Here is a 24,826-nt window from a genome sequence, read left to right as displayed (position 1 = left end):
TCCTCCCTTTCCTGCTTACGCAGCCATTTTGAAAGTAGAGAGAGGTGAACGGGAGTGCAGAGACATTTCCGGTGAACACGGAGCAAGCGCTGGGATTTGCTGGATATTTTCAAGCAAAACAGTCGGATCTTCAGACTGAAGAGATTCGCATAGCAGGTCTGACAGCAGCTTTGCTTCCTCGTCGTCCAGTTCCTGATCCACTTCACACAGGCAAGTATTATCACGTTCAACCCTCTTTCTTGCCCGGTGGAGTGCAGCTTTAACAGCCATGTCTGTTGTCCCCATCAGCTCAGCAATTTCCCGTGATTGAAAACGAAATGCTTCCTTCAGGATAAAAATCACTGCCTGCTTCGGCGTCAATTTGGACATGACCATCTCGACTGTATCCATTACATTGCCTTGAGTGAAAGATTCGAGATCCTCCGGGATACCCGTTATCTCGCGGCTGTGCTTCCTGACCGTATCAACCCAATGGTTATAAGCTATTTTTTTCAACAATGCAGAGCTGATCTGGGATGCCTCATAATGGCGAATCGCCTTAAGCGACACTTCTTGCACGAGGTCATCACCATCCCAGCTGTTCTGCGTTAGAAACCGACAGTATCTCTTTAGGCTATGATAATGGTCCATTACCCCGGTATCCTCTGCTGTTTTCAATTTCCTGAGCTTGTCGATCGACATCCTGTTCACTCCTTTGAACCTCTCTGCCCCTTAAACGGCTGGAGGGAGAGAAAAGATACGGCCTTCAAAATAATTTTATTCTTTCTTCAGTATATGCTGGGAAAGGAATTTTTCAGCTTTTACAGTCTGTTTCTTTTTTCTTAACAACAACAGTAGTAAAGGTAATAAAACTATTGGTATTAAAGCCAGCAAATATAAACTGGACATTGGTGCTTTTTCCGGAAAACGATCAGGATAACTTCCACACAGGTCTAAATGGATTCATCCTTTTTTCGTCTGAGATCAGAAAAAAACATCACACTTATTCCTAGTGCAAACGGAGTTAGCACAGAGAAGGCTAAACCATATAGAATTTCACCTTCCATAAATAACGATATAGAGGAAGCAAGACAAATAAAAAAAGAAAAAAGGAAAAATATCCCGCCAAATAAGCTTTTTATCTTTTCGTAAAGTGTATACATATTAATCAATTCTCCTGAAGTTATGGAATAAATACGCATTAGTTTTTTATATTCTTATCATTAAAGGTAAGTAATCTTTTCGAGGAGATTACTGAAATGGATATTTTTTTAAGCCCAGGCAGCGATTTTCCTAGCTATTTAATGGTTTTGCCATTTTTTCTATGTCACCCTCAAGATTCGCTGTCCCCTTTTTAAACGTCCAGTTCACCAGGAAAATTCCTATGAAAATCAGCGCTCCGCCTGCATACACATACCACTCCACGACCTCATCGAGCAGAACCCAACCGGTAAGTACACCGAAAAAAGGTGCAAGGAACAGGAAGGCGCTTGTCTTGCCTGGATCTCCTTGATTAATCAGGTAAAACCAAATGGCAAACTGGACGATTGAGGCCATAATTGCCAGCCATAAAATAACTGTTATTGAAACGGGGTTTATCATCAACTTTGGGGATTCCAATGTAAGCCCCATCAATAAGAGGGCAATTCCCCCAAAGAGCATTTGATAAGCTGTCAACACCCAGACATTGAAGCGGCTGCCCCATTGTTTAATAAGGATAGTCCCAATTGACCAAAACACAGCAGCCCCCAAACCGAAAAGTGTACCAACTGTCAGCTGCAGATGGAAACCTAATGTGATGAATACACCGATGAACCCTACAAACGCGCCGATCCATTGAAGGAGCCTGTATCGAATTCCAAGAAAAACAGTCCCCATCATCACCACCATTAATGGATTGGTAAAGGTTAAAATTGAAGACTCGCCCGCTGTAATCGTTCGTAAGCTAAGAAAGATACAGCCCATCACTCCTGCCGTCTGCATCAAACCAATCGTGAAGATCCTTCCCCAGTCAGCGAGCTTTTCCGGCTTACCACTTTTCCTCACAAGTACCGCCATCACCAAACCAGCAATTGTGAATCGCAAACCAACCAATAATAAAGGAGAGACATAGTTTAAACCAATCTTTCCGACGGTAAAAGAAGAGCCCATAAGAAATGTAGTGACAACGACAAGCACAATGAACATGAGTGGATGAAGACTTGTTTTTTCCATAACGGCCCCCCTTTTCCAGAAAGTAAATTCTGGTTAATAGGTGTATTTACCTTTAAGTAAAGCCTCTAAAAACACTTAGAGGATTTTCCTTTAAAGCTTTAATTTAAGGCAGAACGTGTTACATTGGTTATTCCCAGGCTTTCGAGCTTAATTCAATCTCAACGCTAGACTTCACATACGCAAACCAGCGCAACGCTTCGTTATGATGGTTGATGATTTGCTGTGCTGTTAGTTCGGTGCTTGGCCAAGTACTATGTAAATCGGAAACTAAAGTAACTTTATATCCCTTGCTGAATGCACTTCTGCAAGTCGTATCCACACAAAGTTCCGTTTGAATGCCAACGAGATAGAGGTGTTCTATCCCCCTTTCTCTTAATTCTTGGTCCAAGGATGTTTTCAAAAAGCAGTCCGGGGTTGTTTTTTGAATAATAATATCTCCCTCTTCTGGGCTGATTTCAGAATGGATCTCCCAGCCATATGTACCGTTTTCTAATGGATACCCTGCCGTTTCATTATGTTGAATATATACGATTGGTATTTTGGTCGAACGTGCCTGTGTTATAAGCACCTTAATCCCTTGCAGCAGCTCAACTCCATCGGAAACTGCTTCCCCTTCCAGGAACATTCCGTTTTGAACGTCAATGATCACTAATGCTTTGTTTACCATTGTTATTCCCCCAGTATTTTCTTCAGCTTCTTTACAGCGTTTTCACTGGCAACTTCTTGAAAATGATACAAAAGGTATTCCCTCGCCTTCTCCTTTTCCACAGCCAGAGCTTCGATTTTATTTCTGCTTGCCCAGGAATCGTACGTTTCAAAGGACGTGCTGCTCCAGCCATTCTTTTCGCCTTCCGCGTTTATTCTTTCCTTGATTCCCGAAATGACAATATCCATCGCCCCCTGCAGTTCCAATAAAGCATTGTCAAACACCTTTTTATGTTCTTTATCCCTTAACCCCGCTATGGTCCTCAACTCTCTTGTATCTATGACCCCTGCTTCACTAATGATTCGGTAAACAGCCAGAGCTTCTCTCGATACATTTCCTTTTTGAAAGCGTTCTTCAACTGTTTCATAACTGCCTAGAACCGCCTTAAAATATGGAAGTAAGGCACGAGAAATCAGGACGGACTTTTTCTTCATGAATTTTCCATACCCAGCGACGCCCTCGACAGCAAACCTTGTCCTCCAAATCCACGGATCAAATTCTGTATCGGAATGCCAGCTCTCAGGAGCAGTAATGGTATTCAACGCTGGAAATTCAGGTACCAATGGAGCTAGCGGGAGTAAACCAACCTCTTCAATGACCTGGATCGCTTCTTTATAGGTTTTTATTTTATAATCCTTCAATTTAGACATCTCCTTAAAATAAATCACTACATTGTATTTCTATAAACTGGTACAATTCCCCTTTCCCAAAAATGAGAAAACGGTACTTCAACTTAGAAGCACCGTTCAAAATTCACCTTGTTATTTCAACCAGTTCACCATTTTCGATCGTAATCAGCCTTCTCGCCATATTCACAAACAAACCGTTCTCAACCACGCCTGGAATCATATTCAGCTGCTTTTCCAGCTCCTCAAGAGATTCAATCTGTTTAAAATCGCAGTCGAGAATATAGTTCCCATTGTCTGTGATGAATGGCTGGGTCCCACTCAGTCTTAATTTCGGTTCACAGCCTAGCTCGGCAATCTTCCTTGAGGTCATTTCTGCCCCAAAAGTTACAATCTCAACAGGCAGCGGAAAGTCTCCCAATTTATTTACTCCTTTGGATGAATCTGCGATTACAATAAAGGCAGAAGCAGCATTAGCGATGATTTTTTCCCTTAGCAGTGCCCCTCCGCCGCCTTTAATCAAGTTCAAATCAGCATCAAATTCATCCGCTCCATCAATCGCGACATCGATCCGTTCCACATCCTTAAAATCCACAAGCTTGATACCATGCTCCACAGCTAAAGCTGCGGTTTGTTCCGATGTTGGGATCCCTTTAATGTTTAGGCCATTTCTCACTAACTCGCCCAATTTTTTGATTGTATAATAAGCGGTCGATCCTGTTCCCAGTCCAACCACCATTCTATCTTTTATGTATTCTGCAGCCCTGACGCCAACTAATTCTTTTTCATTCATCCTAGCACCTCCAATCCTCAAACATAGCTTAGCTTAACTATTAAAAGTTATGTACTGATTTTGGGTACAATTAGAGTGGAATCGTACCCTTATGGAGGGTAACCGATCTGTATAAGGGCACGATTAGGGTTAAATCGTACCCTTATGCGGGGTAACCGTTCCGTATAAGGATACAATTAAGATTGAATAGTACCCTTATGGAGGTTTATCGGCCCGTATAAGGTTCCCCATCTTATAGGCTTACATTGTGATAGAGTTCTCTTTCTCAGCAGCAGTCCATTTTTCTTTTACCACTTTTGCTTCCTTCATTAACCAAACCAATGTAATGGAATAAACAATGATTAATGAAAAAGGAATGAGTAAATAAGCTTGATTCATCCAGCCGAACCCGATCACAGAGGCAGCCAGAACAGTAGCGACTGTTTGGAATATATAACCCTTGCTTTTGTAAATGGCTACATAGGGCAGGAAATGAGCACCCGTTAAAACACCGACGACGAACGGAATCCAATCCGGCTGCTGATATGCTATAAGAATGATGATTGGCGCGAAGAAGATTTGAATTCCACCCACTAACCCGCCAATAGTTGAAAGTGGATTATGTGTTGCTAGAAAATTGACATGAACGACTTTTGAAACCAAAATTCCAAGAGGCAAAACCAGACCTATGCCGAACAGATAAACCCATACCATAATTTTTGATTTTTCCTCTGTCTCGTATTCTCATGCTGACCATCCTTTCGGGAGTACTTAAAGCTATTATATCCCGAACAAATGTTCGTAAACCATATAAAATTTGATTTTAAATGAAAAAAACTGGCCTAGGCCAGTTCATGCAATCACTTCATGGTATTTAAAATAGGTCGAGAGCTTGGAATCTACATGGTCCTTCCAGCCTTCGAAAGGAACATTCAGCTTCTTCAGGATTTTATAGGCGTGTACCCATGCGCTCATTTCAGCCGTAATCCGGTAAGACCAGTCATTCAGCCATTTTTCATAGTCGAGCTCGCCATTGACAAAATCAATACAATGTCCAATCTCGTGGGCAAAGGCATAAACATTTTCCTGTGTGGTCGATAATGGAATCGTTATGGACATGTTTGGATTAAAATTGATTTTTTTCTTGGAGTCATAAATCACCTTGCAGTTCAACTTCTCCGCCTCTTCTACTAAAAGTAAAAAAGTGCCGTACGTTACCATACCATTTTCCCCTTTTATCTTTATAGTTTTTCTCTCTATTATATCGGTATTTTAAAAAATATATACACTTATTTCGAATATTCTGAAATAAACCGTATTGCAGATAGGACATCTTTTGCCCGCATATCATGATAAAAGGTACCTTACTTGGAGGATGATTATAAATGAAAATACATGTTGTAAGACCGGGTGACACTTTATGGGCTATTTCACAAAGCTACCAAACTGCCATGAACCAGATTATTTTAGCGAATGAGATGGATAATCCGAATGTATTAGTGGTTGGCCAGTCCCTTGTGATCCCGGAAATCAATCGGGAATATATCGTCCAGCAGGGTGACACTTTATGGGGAGTAGCCTCACGTTATGGAGTAACTGTACAGGAACTGGCAAGCTATAACAATATCGCGGATCCTTCGCTGATTTTTGTCGGCCAGATGCTTCAGATGCCATTCTTTAGTCATACCGTTCGTTCAGGCGAAACCTTATGGGCAATTGCCCAGCGATACGGTGTAAGTATTAACCAAATCACAGAAGCTAATAGTATATCGAATCCTTCCCTCATTTATCCAGGCAGTGTTCTAAGAATACCAGCACCTTCAAAACCATTAATTGAAGTGAATTCCTATATAACGAGAATGGATGAGACAGGCAGAAGAAATGTTTTGTCACGCGGGCACCTCTTCACTTATCTTGCTCCTTTTTCCTATAAGATGGGGGAGGATGGATCACTCCTGAATCTGTTGGACACAAATGTTCTTCAAGCAGCAAACATGACTAACACCTCACCATTATTGACGATTACGAATGAAGCGGAAGGCTCGTTCAGTTCGGATCGTGCAGCCGCCATCCTGCGGAGTCCAGATGTCCAGGATACTTTGTTAAGCAATATCCTCGCTAAAATGAAGGAAAAAGGCTATACCGGCTTGAATATCGATTTCGAATATGTCTATCCAGAAGACCGCGAAAACTATAACAACTTTTTACGAAAAGCCGTTGCGCGCTTGCATCCGGAAGGCTATACCGTTTCGACTGCACTGGCTCCAAAGCAAAGTGCCGGTCAGCAAGGTTTGCTGTATGAAGCGCATGATTACGAAGCGCACGGAGAAATCGTTGATTTTGTTGTGATTATGACATATGAATGGGGCTGGTCCGGCGGCAGGCCATGGGCAATCGCGCCGATAAGTGAAGTAAGGAAAGTTCTCGATTATGCCGTAACAGCTATCCCCCGTGATAAAATCCTGATGGGCGTGCCTTTATACGGAAGAGACTGGCGCATCCCCTGGGTGCAGGGAACCTATGCTCGAACAGTCAGTCCAAAAGGCGCAGTGGAACTCGCAGCACAACAGGGGGTCAATATCCAATTCGATTCTACCTATCAATCACCATTTTTCCGCTATACCGACGCAGACGGACAACAGCACGAAGTCTGGTTCGAAGACGCGAGAAGCGTTCAGGCCAAGTACGATACTGTGAAAAATTATGGTTTGCGTGGTGTAAGCTTCTGGACCTTAGGGCCATCATTTCCTCAAAACTGGCCAGTGCTGCACAATAATTTTCGAGTGAGGAAGCTATAAATATGAAAAATCCTGCGATTCTGGATCGCAGGATTTTTATATGCTATCAAATATAGACCTTGCAAGAAACCTGAACAGATAGAAAACCAGCCGGAACGGAAGAATGATCAATTCGGGAATCCAAAACAGCACATCAAAAACAAAGTCCAAAAAATTATAGCTGCCATCCTGCTTCTTTTTCTTTCTCTTTTCTGACCGTTTTTCTACAAACATTTCAGGTTCCTCCTATTTATTGTTGCACTCTTCGCATATGATCTTACCTTGATACTGGATAAAGGCTTTGATCTCCGTCATGCCCTTCTTTTCCGGGTACCTCATTTTCACGTAAATCTCTTCATTTGGCTGGATTTCCTTCTCGCATATCGAGCATTGTCGAGTAATTTTGAACATGACCAACACCTCGGTTTTTAATACGTTTTTTAAGCATCAAAAGTTTCAACCTTATTATTGGTACTGTTATAAAACATGTCAACCGGTGATAAAATCACTCCAACCGTTGATAAATTCCCTCTAACCGTCGAAAAAACTGCCACAATCGTTAATATTTTCTTTCTAACCGTTAAAAAAACTGCGGCTACCGTTAAATTACTCTGTCTAACCGTTTTATCTGCTGCTGAAACGATTCCCAAACACCATAGAATAACCAAAACCCTGACCAAATTTGGCCAGGGTTTTCAAAACTTAATATATATCCTGCCTGATAAACACAACAAACGAAACAATTAAAGCAGCCAATCCCCAAAGAGCCAGCACGACAAGAGAAAAACCCAGTGTCATCCCTTCAATCGGCGGTGCCTGGCCGGACAGGTAGCCTGTCAAATTCAAATTGATCATAAACAAGTATTTTGCTGACTCCCAGGATGAGACCATATTGCTGAGGATCGCCCCGGAAATCAGTGCTGCGAGCATAACGCCCATTCCTGCTGGCGTATTCCGTATCAGAACCGACAGCATGAAAGTGATTGTTCCTACAATCAGTGCAACAAACCACACAAGGCTGAACTCCATTAACAAGTACTGCCACTGGGGAATCATCTGAATCGCACTCGTATTCAATTCATTTCCTTCGACACTAAACCCGGTCATAACAGGAGCAGCCCAGCCTTGATAGCCAAAAATAAGGCCGGATATCAAATAGGACAGCACCCCAAACAATACTACAATGATTGATACGGATAAAATCAGAGTGATGTACTTACTCATCAGAATCTTCCAGCGCTTCACCGGCCTTGTCAGCAGTAATTTCACCGTGCCGGCACTCCGTTCGGAGGAAACAATATCAGCTGCCACTACCATAATCATCAATGGCAGGAACAAGTTGATCGAATGCTCCGCGAAAACACGCGCAAAGCTTGGTGCGCCGGGCTCCATCGGATTCACGTTGTTATCAAGATAGTATTGCTGCTGTTGGATACGGAGCTGCAGTTCGCTTTTCCACTCATCTGATATGCCGCTGCTTGTGATCCGGTTTTGTGTATCGATGATTTGCTGCTGCAGAGTCGTCCGCCAATCAACATCCCCAAAGCGCTCAAGCCTTCTTTCAATTTCCCTGTATTGAGAATATGTAAAAAGTGCGACCAGCACAGCAATGATCCCAGCCACTATCAGGATTCTTTTTTTGCGAACAATCTTCAGCATTTCATTCCTGACGAGGTTAATCAATCGACTCACCCCCAGTCAATTCAAGGAAAAGATCTTCAAGAGCAGGCAATTTCCTGTTCATTTCATTTACCTGAACCCCTTTTTCCACCAGCATCCGATTCCATTTAGCACTTTCAGTTTCTAAATAAGGAGTAACCAAAGCTCCATCTGCTCCATCGGAAACCGTCGTCACGCCATTCAGAATTTCTTTCGCAGTATCACGAGGTTCTGCAAACCAGATGACTTTCTCCTGTAATGCCAAAAGATTTTCAACATAGTCCACTTTGATAACTGACCCTTTCGAAATGATTGCGACTCGGTCACACATCAGCTGGATTTCGCTCAGAAGATGGCTTGATACAAGGACAGTCAATCCTTCTTCTTCGGCAAGATAACGAATGAAATTCCGCATCTCCCTTATCCCCATCGGATCAAGTCCATTCGTCGGCTCGTCCAGAATCAGGACCTTTGGTTTTCCCAGCAATGCCTGGGCAATCCCCAGACGCTGCCGCATCCCAAGGGAATACGTCCTGACAGGATCATGGATACGTTCCTCCAATCGCACGAGCTCCACGACATATTTCATATGCGCCGGGTCTTCTTCAGGCAGCATCCTCGCAAAGTGCTCGAGATTCTCCCAGCCTGTCAGATAGGAATATAGCTCAGGGTTTTCCACGATACAGCCCATCTGCTCCATTGCTTTCGTAAAATTCTTCCTGACATTGTAGCCGCCAATTTCGATTGTCCCCGAACTTGGCTTGATTAACCCCACAAGCATACGGATTGTTGTCGTTTTGCCAGCACCGTTCGGACCAAGGAACCCAAAGACCTCGCCTCGTCTTAAATCAAAATCGATTCCTTTAATGATCTCTTTTTTGCCAATCGTCTTTCTCAGCCCTTTTACAGACAGCGTGATTTCACTCATCGTTCTCCCCCCTTACCATGTAATCAAAGATGCTACCCGTTCTGCAATCAGCCTGTAGCCCTCAGCATTCGGGTGGAATTTATCTGTGTATAAATAATCGTTCACACTCAGCTGGAACAAGTCGAATGTCGGCACAAAGACGGACTTTTCATTCTGGTCAAGCAGTTGATTTGTATCGTAATTCCAATCACGGACGACCTTCGTTGTCAGCTCTGAATCATTTAAATCAATGAACGGATTATACAGTCCAATATGAAAAATGACAGCCGAGTCATTCATGGTCCTTAACTCTTTTAAAATCGATGCAAGGTTTTTCAAATAACTTTCCTTTGCCTGAGCGATTTGCTGCTCATCCATTTGCAAGAACGTTTGCCCGCTCTGGAACAAATCATTGCCGCCAATCGTTATGAGGATGTAGTCTGCGCCTTGAATCGTCCTTTGGATTTCTCCTTGTTTCAGCTGATCCAAAAGCTGATTGGAACGGTATCCTTTAACCCCGAAATTATGTATTGTGATCTTTTCCTTTGATTTTTCCTCAAGCTCATCAACCAGATAGCCAATATAGCCTTTACCTGTATCATCCCCGGTTCCCCGAGTCAGTGAATCTCCAAGGGCCACAACCACCTTGCCGTCTTTTCCCGTATCTTCTTCTACTGGCTTTGTCTGCTCAATAGCTCCGGACGCTCCATTGCTGAAAAATTGGTTCTGGATTGTCCATCCAAGACCGAACAGCATTAATAATAATGAAAGCATTGAAAAAAGCAGTGTTAAACTAAGCGAATACTTTTTCACCTGACCACCCTCGTTCCACTAATTGGTAAGCTTTATTTTATAATAATTTTGATCGGAATAAAAATGATAATAGTGTGGCAATGTGCTGGATGTGGGATTTTGGCGATTAAAAGCAAAAAAGCGCGCAGCTTTATATGCTGTACGCGCTTTTAAATAGCAAATGCATGCTTCCCGATTTTTTTAACGACATTCCTAGTGAAAATCCACTGGCTTGTTGCTGTCTCAGGATTATAGAAGTAAAGAGATTTTATATTGTTCTCATTTTCAAGGGCATCTTCAACTGCCTTAATTGCCTCTTCACCTGCCGGTTTATTGATCGCACCATTTTGGACCGGCTGGAATGCATTTCTTTGATAAATGACTTCTTTTACCGTATCCGGGAATTGTTCGTGCTCCACACGGTTCAGCACGACTTCGGCAACTGCAACCTTGCCTTCATACGGTTCACCTTTTGCTTCCGCATGGACCAGGCGGGCAAGCAGTCTCACTTCTTCTTCTTTGATGAAGCGTTTATCTGTGACCGAGGATTCCTTCGTATCAACATCTACCTTTTTGGCTGTCAAAGTCTCAGCCGGTTTGATCGTTTTCGTTGATTCGGCATAAACTGTATATGAACCAATTACTAATGTAAGGATTGAAACTAGCATAAGAATTTTTTTCATTGTAAACCTCCTGTTGTGTTTATTAGACTGAACAGGCCCTATAATAGGCTAACAGGTTTACCATCATATCACACTAGTTAATCGTTGGGTGAATTTTTAACTTCATACCAACACGGGTAAAAACTGTATTTATTATTACGATATAAGGTGGATTCGTAATCTTTGTTACAAATTTAAAATAACATTATCCGGATGTGGCCTTCTTTTCTACAGAAAAAAGTGCAGTCAAATTTTTAAGTGTGTGGATTCTCGCTGTCAAAATAAACAAGTCTGAATGATAATGTTCAACATAATCTTCAATAATCACCAGACCTTTCCAAAACCGCTCCACCAGCAATAAAGTGTATTTTTCATCCCACTCAAACATATTGATTCTCGCGAGTTCCTCAGCAAGCTGGTTAAATTTATACTCCTCCACCCAGAGCCTCACCTGGTACAGCTTATCATGATTCAGAATCAACCCTGATTTGCTGGTATAACACTTCTGGACATACTCCGCAAAACCCTTGATATTCTCCGCCAGCAGGTTGGCTTTTTGCATTTCAAAATTCATTTCCACCAACTCCTTCTATAAAACAAATATGTTTCTAAAAGGATTTTTAAAACTCCACCATATCTAAATGGATATTTATGTTAAAATGAACATACGGGGTGATTCTTAATGAAATCCAATTTTCAAACAAGAAGAATCCAAAAGAAGTATCAGGAGAAAATCAGTAAAAAAGCAAAAAAAGAACGCTCCCCTTTATGGATCAATATTATTGCTCTTGTTGTCATTGTCATTTTTATCTTAAATCTGTACATTGACGGGTTATAGACGGAAGGAGGAATATATATGCTGTGGTTAGCTTTGCTGTCCCCGTTAATTGTTTTGGTTCCCCTTGCTATTTATATGGATAGGAAAAAAGGAACCGGTGACCCGAAGCTCGATTCAGAAAACCATCGAATCGAACAAGATCAAGCCTTGCATGACAAGTCTTTCATTTTTCCAGGCGGAAATGGACCATCTGATCATCAATAAACGACGGCATGCAAAAAAGCATCGTAACCGATGCTTTTTTAATCTATATATTGAGCCATTTTCTTAAGCAGTTCGTTTGAATCCTCTGCGGCTACAAAATCACCATTGACCATAGCATACGGAGACAGACGGCATTCCTTGCATCTGCTCTGGCATTCGAATTCCTTATGCTCAACATTTTTGCGGCTCAAGAATTCATTGTAGGCAGCATAGTTCTCTTCAGGTAAAAACTGCTCCAGATTACGCTGGCAGAATTCAATCTTCACCTTCTTTTGTTTTGAAAAAAGCTTCTGGATTACATTCATTTATGAGGCTTCCTTTACAGAAAAAGTCCGCTGTAAAAAGCGATCCAAAACCATATTGCCAAAAGGAATGAACGCAGCTGCAAACGCACTCACAACCCATAAAAAAGACCATCTAACCTTGAATGTCGTATAAGCAATCATGAGCACATATAGAACGAACAAAAAACCGTGCAAAGAACCTACGAACCGGACAGCCTCGGGAAAACCAGCCCAATACTTAAGCGGCATCGCAATGAACACAAGCACCAGCAATGATCCACCCTCAAGCAAACCCATCAGACGAAAACGACTTATAGCCGTATTTTGCATACATAACACCTACTTCCTAACCAAGAAATTATAACATTTTTTATCAATGACTAGAAATACTAAATTCTAGCATATAACCACCTATTAAAATATGCTAGGTATAGAGGGGTGATATAAAATGATAATCCATGAACGAGAACATGAATTTGTGATGGTGGCCCAGCATGACCATGCCCATGTATCCCGAGATGCTGCACAATGGTGGAGAGATGATTATTTTTTAGGAATAGACAAGAAAGAATCCGTTGTCCTCGCCGTACGGGAACATGACCGCTGCTGGATCGAACCCGATGAAGAACCGTTATGGAATGAACATACCCAGCAGCCCTACTCCTTTATGGATTACCCTGGCAGTCCAAAGCTTGCTTTTTACAAAGAAGGAATCGACGAGATCGTCCAAATGGACCCATACGCCGGCCTCCTTTGCAGCCTTCACTACGGATCATTCCTAAAGGATGCAACAAGCACGATTGGGAAGAATTTTTGGGTCGCAGAAAAACATAGACAGCAGAAGTTGCTGAATGAATTAGGGATTGCTAATGACAAAACCCTCTCCTTCCATTTAAATCTATTAAAATTCTGCGACAACCTGTCATTGTATATTTGCCTGAATGATCCTGGTACGCCAAAAGATCAGGAGCATTATTTTTACCGAGAAGGCTTTCCACAGAGATTTTCATTTGCAGATGAAAAACCGATCCATGCAAGATGGTTAGGCCAGGAAACCGTGTCCCTGTCGATTTCCCCCTTTAAAAAAGAACTTCATGTCACACTGCCTTTTAAAGCAGTTGAAAAGGAACAGATTAAAGACATAGGATTGGCTGCAGCTTTTCAAAACAGCCCAATTTTATATAGAGAAGTAACATACCTTTAACCGTACAGAATAACTTCCTGTGCGGTTTTCCTATGGTATTTTTCAGCATTGTAAAGAGAATTTCAAACAACTGTAACCTCAACAACAAATAGCTGAAATGAAGTTATGGGATAATGACCACTTCTGGTAAAAAGGAAAGTTCAGCCCGGGTGGTGTAAAAATGGCAAATAAAAGAGGCAAAAGAGTAAGATGGGGAAGAGTTGTCGGCGCCCTGCTGCTCCTTGGAATCTTCATGGTTGGTCTTTTTACCATATTTCAGTACATAGAAGGAACTTATCAAGCAATTAATCAACCGTTTCAAAAAGCTGAAGCAGATTCGTTTCAAGGAGAGGAGAACACAACAGAGGAAGTAAATGTTCTGTTACTGGGCAGCGACTCACGCGGTGAAGAAGGTGCGCGAACAGATTCCATTATGGTCGCCCATTACAACCCACAAACGCACAAGGTAAAACTGATCTCCCTTATGCGCGATATGTATGTGAATATCCCAGAACACGGACAGCAAAAATTGAACGCTGCCTATTCCTTTGGAGGCCCTGAATTATTAAGGGAAACAATCAAACTGAATTTAGGCCTGGACATTCACCATTATGCGATTGTCGACTTCAAAGGCTTTGTAAAAGCAGTCGACCTCCTAGTGCCCAATGGAATTGAAGTAGACATCCCATACGAAATGTCCGAAGGAATCGGAATGACATTGGAAGAAGGAACCCAACAACTGAATGGCGAAGAACTGCTAGGCTACGTCCGCTTCCGCCAGGACAGACTAAGTGACTTTGGACGGGTCCAAAGACAACAAGAAGTCGTGTCAAAATTAAAAGAAGAAGCTGTATCCCTAAACAGTGTCGCCAAGCTGCCACAACTGTTAGACCTATTAAGTACATATGTCGATACCAATGTCGACACACACACACTCCTGACAATTGGAAAAGACATACTCACCAATGAAACCGGGGACATACAAACCCTTCGACTTCCCGAAGACGGCAGCTTTGAGAATGAAACTTATGAAGGTGTTGGTGAGGTTTTGGAGGTGGATTTGGATTTTAATAGAGAGGCGTTGAAGGAGTTTTTGGCAGATTAAGAAAAAAACCGCACCTAGTGTGCGGTTTTACTATGTTGGAGCGATGTGCTGCATAATAAAACTGCTCTCTATGACGTTATGCGAGTAGCGGGCTCTTTTTGTTTATTTTATCAAATGACCAATTTCATCCATAATAATCGATTCCATTTCTTCTTTCGATTGAACGGACTTAATATCTTCAAAAGCCACGTCCACGTAATAGATACTTGAATTCAACAATTCCACTTGTACGCGGTGTATGTTTAGATTGGATGATTTTAATTTTTGGACCATCTGCCACCATTTCTCTAACCCTTCTTCTGTTACAATCGATTTATAGTTATCATTCTCAACTTCAATGGATAGGAATAATAAATAATCTTGGCATTCCGTTAAATCGATTTTTTCTATTTCTTCATTTTGAAGATAATTATCACAAGACAAGAAATGAGGGTCATATGAATTCTCATCCCTAATGAATCCTAAAGACTCAATTTCAGCTAGCGTATCCTCGAACACCGGATAGTCCCTCTTAAAGAAATGCTTCTTAACAAGCATATCCGTATTCAGTGAACCATAATAATGGTCATTATGAATGAGGTTTTTCATGTCTGATAGAGAATGGATATCAGCTAAACCGTTTCGAATAGGAACCTCTATTTCAAACTTCCGTGCGGAAGAATTATCGTATTCATACATATTCTTGAACTCAGAGTACTCCTCGCCATTTACAACGATCTTTTCAAAACTATAATTAGCTGCCGATAGCAATTCTTGAATTCTTAGAATATAGGGCATTGCCTCATAAAGCATCTGATAGTCTGAATCTTTCAATGCAAAACCTTCCTCTTTAAAAAGATAAAGCGTTGCCTTCTTTTCATTTTCATCATAATCATGAGTATAAATCGTACTATCAACGAGGTTGGAGTGCTGAAAACCGACGTCCTTAAAATCACCGTACAACGGCGAGTTTTGGTAATCCTTATTCAACTTATTGAATGCTGATTTTTCTTTAAAGCTATCGCCCGAAATACTACTAAAAAACGGACCTATACCAGATTGAAAAAACACTTCAAACTGAAGAGTGGGGTCATCTTTACTTATTACAGTAGTTGAACCATACGGACTCTTAGCCCCAAATTTTGGTTCCCTCGGCACCTCCACCTTTATCCCGTGGTTTCTCTGAACATACCGCATGATATCTTCTTGATCCAGGCCCACCGAACAACCACTTACCAAAACGGCCAGAACAATGAGCATAAAAAACGACAATTCCCTCATTAACACACCCCTAATTTCTTTTCTATTATTATATCAAGTTGCTGTTATTTTTCCCTTCATGTATATAAGGTTCCTATAATTAATAAGGTGATGCAAAATTGGCCGTAATCTCCAGCCCCTGTATCTCAGAAGCCAGGGACCTTATGCTTCTAATTAGAAAAAGACACTTCACTTTGAATCAGCTATTTTTCACGCAAAAAACCGCACAGATTGACAACTAACTGTGCGGCAATAAGATTTATTTGGGCGGGGCTGCGTAGGAATCGACCCAACTGATCTGGCAGGCAGGTCACAGACGGTCTTGAATTTTGCTGGCTTCTGCATTAAAGTGCCTTATCATCAACTGTATTCAAATAAGCCTCAATCTCATTAATAACAGATTTCACACAACCATCTTCTAATGGAGAAATTAAGTTCGCTTCTTTGACAAGCTCTGTGAATGACTGGCTTCCACCTTGCTTACAAAGGTGCAGATAATCTTTCCAGGAATCCTCTGTATTTTCCTGCGTACGTTTCCAGAATTGCAAAGCACAAATTTGAGCTAATGTGTAATCAATATAATAGAATGGAACCTTGTAAATATGTCCCTGCTGCTGCCAGAAACCACCGTTTTCCAAGAAGTCATTTCCTTCATAATCGCGATGTGGCAGGTACTTCTTCTCGACTTCTCTCCATGCTTGCTTGCGCTCAGCTGGGGTTGCTTCCGGGTTGGCATACACGAAATGTTGGAATTCGTCGACTGCTACACCATAAGGAATGAATAGGACCGCTTCACTTAAATGAGAGAACTTGTACTTATCCGTATCTTCCTCGAAGAAAAGATCCATCCAAGGCCAAGCAAAGAATTCCATACTCATCGAGTGGATTTCACACGCTTCCAGTGTAGGGAACCCGTACTCAGGCACTTCAAAAACACGACTTTCAAATACTTGGAACGCATGTCCTACTTCATGCTTTAATACACGAACATCGCCTTTTGTTCCATTGAAGTTTGCAAAAATGTATGGTGACTTATGTTTGCTAATATAAGTGCAGTATCCACCGCCAGCCTTACCTGCTTTACTTAGTAGGTCCATTAGGTTGTTTTCTACCATATAAGTGTAAAACTCATTCGTTTCAGGGGACATTTCCTCGTACATCTTCTTCGCTTGATCAACAATCCACTCCGCATCTCCCTTTGGATCTGGATTTCCTGTCTTAAAGCTGAAGCTGTCATCGTAATATTTAAATGTATCGACACCAATTCGTTCCTGCTGTCTTTGTTTTAGTTTCGTAGCTAAAGGAACGATATACTCTTTCACCTGGTCACGGAACTTTGCGACCATTTCAGCATCATAATCAGTACGGGAAAGTCGAGCATAGGCTAACTCTGTAAAAGAAGAGAATCCTAGCTTCTTAGCAATACTAGTTCGTACTTTTACAAGCTTGTCGTATAAATCATCTAATTGATCGGCATGCTCAACGAAAAAGTTGTACTTCGCTTCATTCGATTCCTTTCTAATCGTCCGATCAGGTGATTGGTGATAAGGAACTAACTGAGCAAGATTTTTTACTTCTCCATCAAACGGAATTTTAGCCGAAGCAAGTAAATCAACATACTCACTAACTAGTTTGTTTTCTTCCTGCATGTCTTTCAACACATCAGGAGAGAACGTCTTTAATTGACTGTCAGCTAATAAGAATAATTGTTTTCCCCACTTTTCTTCTAACTGAGAGCGGAATTTAGAACCTGTAAGTGCCACGTAATATTTCGTGATTAGACCCTTGTAGGCTGGTCCCACTTCATTGAAAAAATCCTTTTCTTTCTTATAAAACTCATCCGTTGTATCAATCGTCTGGCGAATTTGAACAATCTGTCTCATGCTTTCAAACTCAGAGCGCAACTCATTGATTTCTTTCATTACTCCGTCCTGAACCTCAAAAGACTCAGCAGATTGGAACCTCTCGAGTAATTGATTAAAGTTCCCCTCCACCTCTTCAATGTTTGGTCTAGTATATGGATAATCGTTAAACTGCATGAAAAAATCCTCCTATGTAAAAAAATTTCGTGTAAAGAAACTATTTCGACAAAGTGAGACAATCTCCTTTTTAATTTCAGAAAAAACTTCGTTATTCGAAATATATTTTTTTTGTGGTTCCCCTTTAGTGAGTGACCTGTACACCCAGTAAAGATATTATCTAGACACAAAAAAACCGCCCAGTATTCTGAGCGAACTAAGTAAGGATCTTATTCAATCTTAATCTGTGATTTACAATATAATTATTCAAATTAATTACCGGAAACTCCAATAACCATCCAGCATTTCAAAGAAGTGACTTTGATTAGTGTCAATCAGGTTCACTAAAAAAGGAGTCTCCCCTTTTTCTTTTAATACTTTAGCAGCCGGTCCATCTCCAATTGGTGTAAAAAATAATAAATTAGTTCTGTTCAATTTTAAACTTCTGCAACGGGCATTGAGTTCCGTATCGATATACTCTTCTCCTTGTTTAAGGCCAAACAATTTAATCCAAATGTCTAGTGTTTTATCCAGATCATCTACGACAAATCCGACACTTTCTAATTTGGGTTGACCAACTATGTGTGACCCTATGACTTCTTGTTCTTCTAATTCCGAATACCTTTCATCATCTGATTTTTCCCATTGAATAAAAAACGGTAAAGAGACCTCTTTTCCCACGTATTCAGGGAATAACAATGACCACCTGATTACTTGACCATCAGCACGAACTCTCTCCCCAGTTAGCGGCCCATATACTGTAAGCCCTTCTGCCTTAAGTTTTATTGCTAGTTCTTCTATTTGATTTGTTCGGATCGCTACTTTCGCAGGACCTTCCCGATTTTCTTTTGCTAACTGTTCAACGATTTGCGTAATCAATCGATTTTCATCATGCTGTTCAGCTATTGATAGATTATCAATTCCTAAAAATTCAATATAACTTAAGCCAAAATAAGTTAGGGTATTATATGTTCCCCAAGACTCATGACGGCCACCCTTCACAACATGAAGTCCTCTTTCGTTTAAGAGAGAAATTGCTTTCTCTGGTTTCTTAAAGAACCAAACAAGGTGGTCAAAGAAAAATTGCATTATTGTACCCCTTTCTAAGAATAAAATAAAACATTAGCAATATTTTATGAATTCCTTCTATTATACTATAAAGAAAAAGAGGGACGTACTTTTTGCTTCCAAATAGAAAGAGGTGCTTTACCTTTCCAAGTAATAAAAAAAACCGCCCAGTTTTCTGAGCGGTTAGTAATTTATGTATTTTGGCGGGACTGCGTGGGAATCGAACCCACCTGACCTGGCACGCAGGTCACAAGCGGTTTTGAAGACCGTGGGGGACACCAGTACCCCATTCAGCCCCGTTTTAAAGAACAAGGTCTATTATACTTAGAACCTGTCGATTTTACAAGTGTGTTACTCAAATTGTCACAGGACTTGTCTTCGCTTGACTGCTGATACTATAATAAGAAAAGATATTAGAAATGTGTGGGTGAAGGGTAATGTATCAGCTTGAAGGTTGGTTTTTGTGGTTTATTATGTTCTGGGTCGTTGTTTTGGTAGGTTTATTTGCGATCGGCGGATTCTTCATGTTCCGCAAGTTTTTGAAAAAGCTGCCGAAGAACGACGGCAAATCGGATATGGACTGGGAAGAATATTATGTGAACCAGACAAGGCATCTGTGGCACGATGAACAGAAGGCACTGCTCGAAGATTTGGTCAGTCCGGTACCTGAATTGTTCAGGGATGTGGCAAGGCATAAGATTGCCGGTAAAATTGGCGAGCTTGCGTTGAAGGAAAAAGCGGACAGGATCACTCAGGAGCTTGTCATCCGCGGCTATATCCTGGCAACACCAAAGCGTGACCATAAATTTTTACGAAAGCGGCTTGCCGAAAAGCAAATCAGCACCGCACCATATGAGAGTTTGTTCTAAAACTGCCTTTGGTTAAAGGCAGTTTTTTTCGCTATTAGCCCGCCTTCTTTTTACGCTTTTTAAATAGCTTGAACACATCATCATTTTTCGTGAGGATGATGACCTTGTCTTTGTATGGCTTCATCAGTTTGATTGCCTGTACCAAATTGTTCCCGTCATATTGATGATTCCATTTTAGCAAGTCGATCAGTGTCTTTAGGTTCTCTTTTCGCGGAGAAGAAACCAGTTTAACTTTTCTAAGTATAAACCTTTTCAATATTCTCCAGTCGCGCACATAGACATTCGTCTTGAGCACAAAAATATAATCTGCCTGGCGGAAGCTTTCTTCAAGCCAGCTATGATATACTCCCTCGATGATCCACTTTTCCTGCGATACTACTCCCGCCAGTTTTTCCGCCCTTTTTACAGGAGGAGTTTGTGAGCCGAAATAATCTGACTCTTGATCCCAAAAGAAGTTGTCCAAGTCATGCGTAGGAAGATCCAGCATCTTTGAAAGTTTTGCCGCTATGTATGATTTCCCGCTTCCTGGACCGCCAATTATATGTATTTTCGTCACTGTACTTCCACCCTGTTAATTAATCTTTATCGAGGTCATTATCAAATACGGAAGGCGTCCGCTCATCCTTGATCCCCAAATGAGCTTTTATCACAGCCAACTCTTTTAAGATGACTCTTGTATTTAGCCAGGCTCCTATTGCCGCGAGAAAGGCAACAGCCGGAATGACAATTAACCAAATATTGATAACTACCAAAATGCTCACCTCTCAAGAAATTTTACCACAATCTAACAGGCATTATAGATAAAAAAATGATAGAATTCCTTAGGGAGGTTATTTCTATGAGTGAAGTTTTATTTTGGATCATATATTATTTATTGTTAATGACTATTTTTGTACGAGCTATCTATAGGGTTATTAAGAAAAAGCAAGTTGCACTGGCTATGATCGCAATCCTTGTCATTATTTCGGTGCCCATGGTCAGCTTGATGAACAGCATCGGAAGACCTCTAGAGATGAATGAATTCGAATTTCTAGCGAGGGAGTTCAAGCAAGGAGCACTTTGGGCTATTTTCACCATTGCGGGTTATCTTTACCTACTTGTCTGGTTCATTCTTTCGTTAAAAAAATAACGAGTTTCAGATGCTGAAACTCGTTTCTCATCTCCTAAATCCTCTCCGCCTGCCATAAGCGCCGTTCCGCATCGCCTTGGCCTCAAATACATTCCCGACTATTAATAACACAATTCCGATTGCGATTAAACTAAACATAACTGTGGGAGAAAGGGTCGCAATATATCCCATCCCCTTCATGAACATCGGCACAAGGAAAACGGCAAGACCCGCAGTTTTCAGTATAATGGCATAAACCTTCAATGACATCCCTACTCCTCCTGACTGAATCAAGTGGTTTTATCATTGTATTCAAGCAGGCTTGCCACAATTCACAAAAAATTCAATATTTTTAATTGAGTAAAATAGTATGATTATCATGACTAATTATAGAGAGGAAGATGCACGTGGCTTTTAAAGAGCGGACGGAACCTATTATTTTATCTAAACTGAGAATCTTGAATAAAAGACTGGAGTTATCAGACGAGGAAAAAAGGTATCTTTCATCCCTCGATAAAGGGTATAGAGGTGAATTACAATTCGATGCCATGACGGAAAAACTGACAAGCAGCTGTTTGATCTTGAACGAGTTGCTGCTCGAGGTTGAGAAAACAACCTTTCAAATCGATGCTTTAATTATACTTTCAGGCACTTTGTATCTTTTTGAAATAAAGAATAACCAGGGAGATTACCTCTACAAACAAGATGGGCTAACCTCGACAACAACCGGATTAACAATCAAGAATCCCCTTGATCAACTCAATCGCACTAAGCTGCTATTCAAAAAACTATTGAATCAACTTGGCTACAACTTTAAAATACAAGGTTCTGTTGTTTTTGTTAACCCCGAGTTCACCCTGTATCACGCACAACCAGACCTCCCATTCATTTTCCCTACACAGATTAATCGACTCCAAAACAACCTCAACAACCAGCCGGGAAACATATCCACCAACCATTACAAACTCGCAACCAAACTAGTATCCCTCCATCAGATTGATTCATCCAACAATAAAGTACCTGCCTTTCATTTTGACGAATTGAAGAAGGGCATTACCTGTTCGGAGTGTGAGTCTTTTGAGGTAACAGCCACACATAAGTATCTTGTGTGTGATGTTTGCGGAAGTAAAGAATCAATTGAATCAGGTGTAATGCGGATGGTAAAGGAGTTTAGATTACTTTCCCCAGAAACAGCAATTACTACTTCAGCGATTCAGAAATTTTGTGTAGTGATTAAGGATGGTAAAAGGATTAGAAGAATACTTACGAAACATCTTACAATTGAAGGATCCAGGAAATGGACAAAATTTAGATAGTACACTGTATTAAACTGACCATAGTGAAATCACCTATTTCAGTCTTCACGCCTTCCGTTTGTCCGATAGAGCTCTTCTATCGGACACTTTCCTTTCTTCATCCCTTCCGTTTGTCCGATAGAGCCCTTCTATCGGACACTTTCCTTTCTTCATCCCTTCCGTTTGTCCGATAGAGCCCTTCTATCGGACACTTTTCTTGCTTCGCGCCTTCCGTTTGTCCGATAGAGCCTTTCTATCGGACACTTTGCTTGCTTCGCGCTTTCCGTTTGTCCGATAGAGCCTTTCTATCGGACACTTTTCTCGCTTCATCCCTCCCGTTTGTCCGATAGAGCTCTTCTATCGGACACTTTTTCCGCTTCATCCCATCCGTTTGGCCGATAGAGCCCTTCTATCGGACACTTTTCTTCGTTTATGGCCTCTGTTTGTCCGATAGAGGTTTCCAGTAGCGGTCATAACTGTAAAGACCACCGATCAATTCAAAAACACACAAAAAAACAACCGGCCCCACCTTCGCCGGTTGCTGTGATAGCCACACTTGCTATCCTGCCTAGTATTTATTTTAATAGAGTAAAATAAAGTTCATTGCCGTAATTTGTTAAGACATTATAAACAATTGTTAAAGCAGATAGAAGTGGGCACATACCAATAAGAAATTTATGATGACTTTGTAAACCATCGCCAACACTCCTTATATTGAGAGTACCTTACATTTATACTTTAACACAGTATTGTAAAGCTGGATTAAAAGAAATACGGCTATTTTGTAAACTTTTTACCGTATTTTCTGTTAATATGTAGTTAAGTTAGAGGATACCAGTTTCAACGCTGCAGCCAGGTCTACATCTTCTTCCAGATGCCTTGGTGACCATGGAATATAAATATGAGGTTCAATCCCTACTCCTGTCATGCCGCGACCATGATCAATCCTGGACAAGCGCGAGGTCGGATACCATAGTTCATAGCCCTCTTCCCAACGCTGGATTGCCAGGTTCGCATAATCGTTCAGCCCTGCCGTGGGCCTCCCAATTACGGTAATTTTACTGGATCTCTTACAGTTCTCGATAAACGAGTCCCCGGCACTGCCACAATAAACATCCGTCATCACAATAATCGACTTTGGCACAGACTTCCCCTTAACAAAAGTATCAGGAATAAATTCACTAAAATCAAATTCAACAAAACCCTTACCGCTATTCCGCTCCCACTCCCGCTGCCATGCCTTCAGGAAAACCAATGTCTGTTCATCCCGAACGCCTTTCATCTGCTCATCTACCATCGCAAGCTGCCTTTCTGCGTTGGCCACGGTACAATTAAAGAGCATTTTTTCATCCGGATCTGCCAGATCTACACCTTCTTCTGGCATTAAATATGGCAAAAGGTTAAAATAACTCGCGTCACCTCCGCCATAGTTCACTCTCACATCAATTATCCAGTTTTCCATAGACTCAAGGTGGTCTTTATGCTCCTCGATCATCTCTATAATCGAATCCGGATCCTCAAAGTCCGTCATCGTCAGCAACAGAGTCTTATCGTCTAAAGGTTCTACAGAATAAACCGGCTGATACTCACTCTTTGGATAAAAACGGAACCGAATCTCCTGCCCGGCATCCGTTTCACCATACTCATAAAGCGCGAGAATTGGCGCCCATTTCTCCCGTTCGGCATGGCTCTCATTCAAAAGCCTCGCATGCCGCTCCCTAAGCTCCGGAATCGACCACCCGCCAATGGCTGTAAAGGCAGTTCCTTTTTCAAGCCGCTCTTCTGCACCGACCTCGGTGACATAAAGCTTGTCCTCATACCGCCTTACCTTAAACCCTCTATCATTGGCGACATTTTTCTCAGTATTCAATTCTGTAAAATAGATATGGTTATCTCTGAAATCAAGTAAGTATTCTCTAATAACACTGGCAAAATTATCAGACTGAATCTTCCCAAAAAAATGCTCAGGCCGGTCCCAGCCTTTCTTGTCCTTCCATCCGGCGTAGTCATTTTGCATAATATGGACAATTTCTTTAAAAATAGCTTCCATACTATCCCTCCTGCTTACATTTAAAAACGCTTATGTAATAATCCTCTTCTGGAAAATCGCCGACAAATTCGAAGCCATTTTCACTGTAAAAGTCTTTTAATTTCGTATTTCCTGCCCAACAATCCAGATACAGCTCTTCAACTAGTCTCCGGGCATATTCGCATGCCCAGCCTGTAATCACCGAACCATATCCCTTACCCTGATACTCAGGTTGGATGGCAATTTGATACAGATACTTTCCGCTCTTCCCAACATGCCAACCCTTCAAATCTTTAATACCAAATGTCGCAATAACTTTGCCAGCCACTGTTCCTACATGCAAAAATCCAAGCTGCTCCAAAAGCGTGTCCTCATCCCAGGGATAGGGCCACTGGTTGATCCCTTTATCAAGTAAAGCCAATGACGCAGCATTTAATATAGTCAATATTTCCTTAACATCCTCTAGTATTGCTGGTCGAATTTCCATCTGCT

32 protein-coding genes and 1 tRNA gene are annotated in these 24,826 nt (G+C 41.3%); 8 read left to right on the top strand and 25 right to left on the bottom strand.

Translation table 11 applies throughout. The features are described from left to right. Nucleotides 1-15: 15 nt before the first annotated feature. The 7 genes from FOF60_RS10075 to FOF60_RS10045 form a co-directional block, all read right to left on the bottom strand. Nucleotides 16-681, bottom strand: a complete 666-nt coding sequence (locus FOF60_RS10075; protein ID WP_192471361.1) for a sigma-70 family RNA polymerase sigma factor — start codon at nucleotides 679-681, stop codon at nucleotides 16-18. A 591-nt stretch (nucleotides 682-1,272) separates the two neighbouring features. Next, nucleotides 1,273-2,193: a DMT family transporter gene (locus FOF60_RS10070; RefSeq protein ID WP_192471360.1), complete on the bottom strand. Its 921-nt coding sequence runs from the start codon at nucleotides 2,191-2,193 to the stop codon at nucleotides 1,273-1,275. Between the two features lie 127 nt (nucleotides 2,194-2,320). Beyond that, complete coding sequence (locus FOF60_RS10065) at nucleotides 2,321-2,860, bottom strand: cysteine hydrolase family protein (protein WP_192471359.1); 540 nt, start codon at nucleotides 2,858-2,860, stop codon at nucleotides 2,321-2,323. A gap of 2 nt (nucleotides 2,861-2,862) precedes the next feature. After that, complete coding sequence (locus FOF60_RS10060) at nucleotides 2,863-3,540, bottom strand: AlkZ-related protein (RefSeq protein WP_192471358.1); 678 nt, start codon at nucleotides 3,538-3,540, stop codon at nucleotides 2,863-2,865. Between the two features lie 112 nt (nucleotides 3,541-3,652). Continuing rightward, nucleotides 3,653-4,318: a ribose-5-phosphate isomerase RpiA gene (gene rpiA, locus FOF60_RS10055; RefSeq protein WP_192471357.1), complete on the bottom strand. Its 666-nt coding sequence runs from the start codon at nucleotides 4,316-4,318 to the stop codon at nucleotides 3,653-3,655. 240 nt (nucleotides 4,319-4,558) lie between these two features. After that, complete coding sequence (locus FOF60_RS10050; RefSeq protein WP_192471356.1) at nucleotides 4,559-5,011, bottom strand: DUF7010 family protein; 453 nt, start codon at nucleotides 5,009-5,011, stop codon at nucleotides 4,559-4,561. Nucleotides 5,012-5,149: 138 nt separating this feature from the next. Further along, nucleotides 5,150-5,518, bottom strand: a complete 369-nt coding sequence (locus FOF60_RS10045) for a hypothetical protein (RefSeq protein ID WP_192471355.1) — start codon at nucleotides 5,516-5,518, stop codon at nucleotides 5,150-5,152. A 164-nt stretch (nucleotides 5,519-5,682) separates the two neighbouring features. Between FOF60_RS10045 and FOF60_RS10040 the strand changes: the two genes are divergently transcribed. Beyond that, nucleotides 5,683-7,095, top strand: coding sequence for a LysM peptidoglycan-binding domain-containing protein (locus FOF60_RS10040; RefSeq protein WP_192471354.1), 1,413 nt, complete (start codon nucleotides 5,683-5,685; stop codon nucleotides 7,093-7,095). 36 nt (nucleotides 7,096-7,131) lie between these two features. Here FOF60_RS10040 and FOF60_RS10035 read toward each other — a convergent pair whose 3' ends face one another. The 7 genes from FOF60_RS10035 to FOF60_RS10005 form a co-directional block, all read right to left on the bottom strand. Continuing rightward, a complete protein-coding gene (locus tag FOF60_RS10035) occupies nucleotides 7,132-7,308 on the bottom strand; it encodes a hypothetical protein (RefSeq protein WP_192471353.1) in 177 nt (58 codons plus the stop codon). 12 nt (nucleotides 7,309-7,320) lie between these two features. Further along, entirely contained in the window at nucleotides 7,321-7,485 is a 165-nt protein-coding gene (locus FOF60_RS10030; protein WP_192471352.1) for a Fe3+ hydroxamate ABC transporter substrate-binding protein, read from the bottom strand. A gap of 291 nt (nucleotides 7,486-7,776) precedes the next feature. Continuing rightward, nucleotides 7,777-8,757, bottom strand: a complete 981-nt coding sequence (locus FOF60_RS10025) for a DUF2705 family protein (protein WP_192471351.1) — start codon at nucleotides 8,755-8,757, stop codon at nucleotides 7,777-7,779. Further along, complete coding sequence (locus FOF60_RS10020) at nucleotides 8,750-9,661, bottom strand: ABC transporter ATP-binding protein (RefSeq protein WP_192471350.1); 912 nt, start codon at nucleotides 9,659-9,661, stop codon at nucleotides 8,750-8,752. The genes FOF60_RS10025 and FOF60_RS10020 overlap by 8 nt, the downstream gene beginning before the upstream one ends. 12 nt (nucleotides 9,662-9,673) lie before the next feature. Then, nucleotides 9,674-10,453 carry an SGNH/GDSL hydrolase family protein gene (locus FOF60_RS10015; RefSeq protein ID WP_192471349.1) on the bottom strand — a complete coding sequence of 260 codons (780 nt, stop codon included), beginning with the start codon at nucleotides 10,451-10,453 and terminating at the stop codon, nucleotides 9,674-9,676. A 149-nt stretch (nucleotides 10,454-10,602) separates the two neighbouring features. Next, on the bottom strand, nucleotides 10,603-11,115 hold the full coding sequence (locus FOF60_RS10010) for a cell wall hydrolase (RefSeq protein ID WP_192471348.1): 513 nt from the start codon (nucleotides 11,113-11,115) through the stop codon (nucleotides 10,603-10,605). A gap of 184 nt (nucleotides 11,116-11,299) precedes the next feature. Continuing rightward, nucleotides 11,300-11,668 carry a hypothetical protein gene (locus FOF60_RS10005; RefSeq protein ID WP_192471347.1) on the bottom strand — a complete coding sequence of 123 codons (369 nt, stop codon included), beginning with the start codon at nucleotides 11,666-11,668 and terminating at the stop codon, nucleotides 11,300-11,302. Nucleotides 11,669-11,776: 108 nt separating this feature from the next. Here FOF60_RS10005 and FOF60_RS10000 point away from each other — a divergent pair, with 108 nt between their 5' ends. Next, a complete protein-coding gene (locus FOF60_RS10000; protein ID WP_192471346.1) occupies nucleotides 11,777-11,932 on the top strand; it encodes a hypothetical protein in 156 nt (51 codons plus the stop codon). Nucleotides 11,933-11,950: 18 nt separating this feature from the next. Further along, nucleotides 11,951-12,136 carry a hypothetical protein gene (locus FOF60_RS09995; protein WP_192471345.1) on the top strand — a complete coding sequence of 62 codons (186 nt, stop codon included), beginning with the start codon at nucleotides 11,951-11,953 and terminating at the stop codon, nucleotides 12,134-12,136. A gap of 38 nt (nucleotides 12,137-12,174) precedes the next feature. On the opposite strand, the gene FOF60_RS09990 is transcribed toward FOF60_RS09995, so the two are convergent. Together FOF60_RS09990 and FOF60_RS09985 are read right to left on the bottom strand one after the other, a co-directional pair. Beyond that, on the bottom strand, nucleotides 12,175-12,441 hold the full coding sequence (locus tag FOF60_RS09990) for a DUF1450 domain-containing protein (protein WP_192471344.1): 267 nt from the start codon (nucleotides 12,439-12,441) through the stop codon (nucleotides 12,175-12,177). Then, entirely contained in the window at nucleotides 12,442-12,750 is a 309-nt protein-coding gene (locus FOF60_RS09985) for a DUF3817 domain-containing protein (RefSeq protein ID WP_192471343.1), read from the bottom strand. Nucleotides 12,751-12,868: 118 nt separating this feature from the next. Between FOF60_RS09985 and FOF60_RS09980 the strand changes: the two genes are divergently transcribed. Both FOF60_RS09980 and FOF60_RS09975 read left to right on the top strand, forming a co-directional pair. Beyond that, nucleotides 12,869-13,624 carry a DUF3891 family protein gene (locus FOF60_RS09980; protein WP_192471342.1) on the top strand — a complete coding sequence of 252 codons (756 nt, stop codon included), beginning with the start codon at nucleotides 12,869-12,871 and terminating at the stop codon, nucleotides 13,622-13,624. Nucleotides 13,625-13,784: 160 nt separating this feature from the next. Then, nucleotides 13,785-14,708, top strand: a complete 924-nt coding sequence (locus FOF60_RS09975) for an LCP family protein (RefSeq protein ID WP_192471341.1) — start codon at nucleotides 13,785-13,787, stop codon at nucleotides 14,706-14,708. 102 nt (nucleotides 14,709-14,810) lie between these two features. Here FOF60_RS09975 and FOF60_RS09970 read toward each other — a convergent pair whose 3' ends face one another. The 4 genes from FOF60_RS09970 to FOF60_RS09955 form a co-directional block, all read right to left on the bottom strand. Then, entirely contained in the window at nucleotides 14,811-15,968 is a 1,158-nt protein-coding gene (locus tag FOF60_RS09970; RefSeq protein ID WP_192471340.1) for a hypothetical protein, read from the bottom strand. A gap of 323 nt (nucleotides 15,969-16,291) precedes the next feature. After that, complete coding sequence (locus FOF60_RS09965; protein ID WP_192471339.1) at nucleotides 16,292-17,986, bottom strand: M3 family oligoendopeptidase; 1,695 nt, start codon at nucleotides 17,984-17,986, stop codon at nucleotides 16,292-16,294. A gap of 255 nt (nucleotides 17,987-18,241) precedes the next feature. Further along, nucleotides 18,242-19,054, bottom strand: coding sequence for a VOC family protein (locus FOF60_RS09960; RefSeq protein ID WP_192471338.1), 813 nt, complete (start codon nucleotides 19,052-19,054; stop codon nucleotides 18,242-18,244). A gap of 180 nt (nucleotides 19,055-19,234) precedes the next feature. Beyond that, a tRNA-Sec gene (locus tag FOF60_RS09955) sits at nucleotides 19,235-19,331 on the bottom strand. A 139-nt stretch (nucleotides 19,332-19,470) separates the two neighbouring features. Here FOF60_RS09955 and FOF60_RS09950 point away from each other — a divergent pair. Then, nucleotides 19,471-19,902: a DUF2621 domain-containing protein gene (locus tag FOF60_RS09950; protein ID WP_192471337.1), complete on the top strand. Its 432-nt coding sequence runs from the start codon at nucleotides 19,471-19,473 to the stop codon at nucleotides 19,900-19,902. A gap of 34 nt (nucleotides 19,903-19,936) precedes the next feature. On the opposite strand, the gene FOF60_RS09945 is transcribed toward FOF60_RS09950, so the two are convergent. Further along, nucleotides 19,937-20,458 (bottom strand): P-loop NTPase family protein, encoded by a 522-nt coding sequence (locus FOF60_RS09945; protein ID WP_192471336.1) that lies wholly within the window; start codon nucleotides 20,456-20,458, stop codon nucleotides 19,937-19,939. 19 nt (nucleotides 20,459-20,477) lie between these two features. Next, nucleotides 20,478-20,654: a hypothetical protein gene (locus FOF60_RS09940; protein ID WP_192471335.1), complete on the bottom strand. Its 177-nt coding sequence runs from the start codon at nucleotides 20,652-20,654 to the stop codon at nucleotides 20,478-20,480. A gap of 86 nt (nucleotides 20,655-20,740) precedes the next feature. Here FOF60_RS09940 and FOF60_RS09935 point away from each other — a divergent pair, with 86 nt between their 5' ends. Further along, nucleotides 20,741-21,031 carry a hypothetical protein gene (locus tag FOF60_RS09935; RefSeq protein ID WP_192471334.1) on the top strand — a complete coding sequence of 97 codons (291 nt, stop codon included), beginning with the start codon at nucleotides 20,741-20,743 and terminating at the stop codon, nucleotides 21,029-21,031. Nucleotides 21,032-21,058: 27 nt separating this feature from the next. On the opposite strand, the gene FOF60_RS09930 is transcribed toward FOF60_RS09935, so the two are convergent. After that, on the bottom strand, nucleotides 21,059-21,280 hold the full coding sequence (locus FOF60_RS09930; protein ID WP_192471333.1) for a hypothetical protein: 222 nt from the start codon (nucleotides 21,278-21,280) through the stop codon (nucleotides 21,059-21,061). Between the two features lie 137 nt (nucleotides 21,281-21,417). On the opposite strand from FOF60_RS09930, the gene FOF60_RS09925 reads away from it, so the two are divergent. Then, entirely contained in the window at nucleotides 21,418-22,326 is a 909-nt protein-coding gene (locus FOF60_RS09925) for a nuclease-related domain-containing protein (RefSeq protein ID WP_264647665.1), read from the top strand. A gap of 787 nt (nucleotides 22,327-23,113) precedes the next feature. Here FOF60_RS09925 and FOF60_RS09920 read toward each other — a convergent pair. Continuing rightward, entirely contained in the window at nucleotides 23,114-24,355 is a 1,242-nt protein-coding gene (locus FOF60_RS09920; protein WP_192471331.1) for a S41 family peptidase, read from the bottom strand. Between the two features lies 1 nt (nucleotide 24,356). Further along, on the bottom strand, nucleotides 24,357-24,821 hold the full coding sequence (locus tag FOF60_RS09915; RefSeq protein WP_192471330.1) for a GNAT family N-acetyltransferase: 465 nt from the start codon (nucleotides 24,819-24,821) through the stop codon (nucleotides 24,357-24,359). Nucleotides 24,822-24,826 lie beyond the last annotated feature (5 nt).

Source organism: Mesobacillus jeotgali, assembly GCF_014856545.2.
Classification (GTDB): Bacteria; Bacillota; Bacilli; order Bacillales; family Cytobacillaceae; genus Mesobacillus.
The sequence above is the reverse complement of the archived record's forward strand: the minus strand, read 5'-3'. Positions and strand labels throughout refer to the sequence as shown.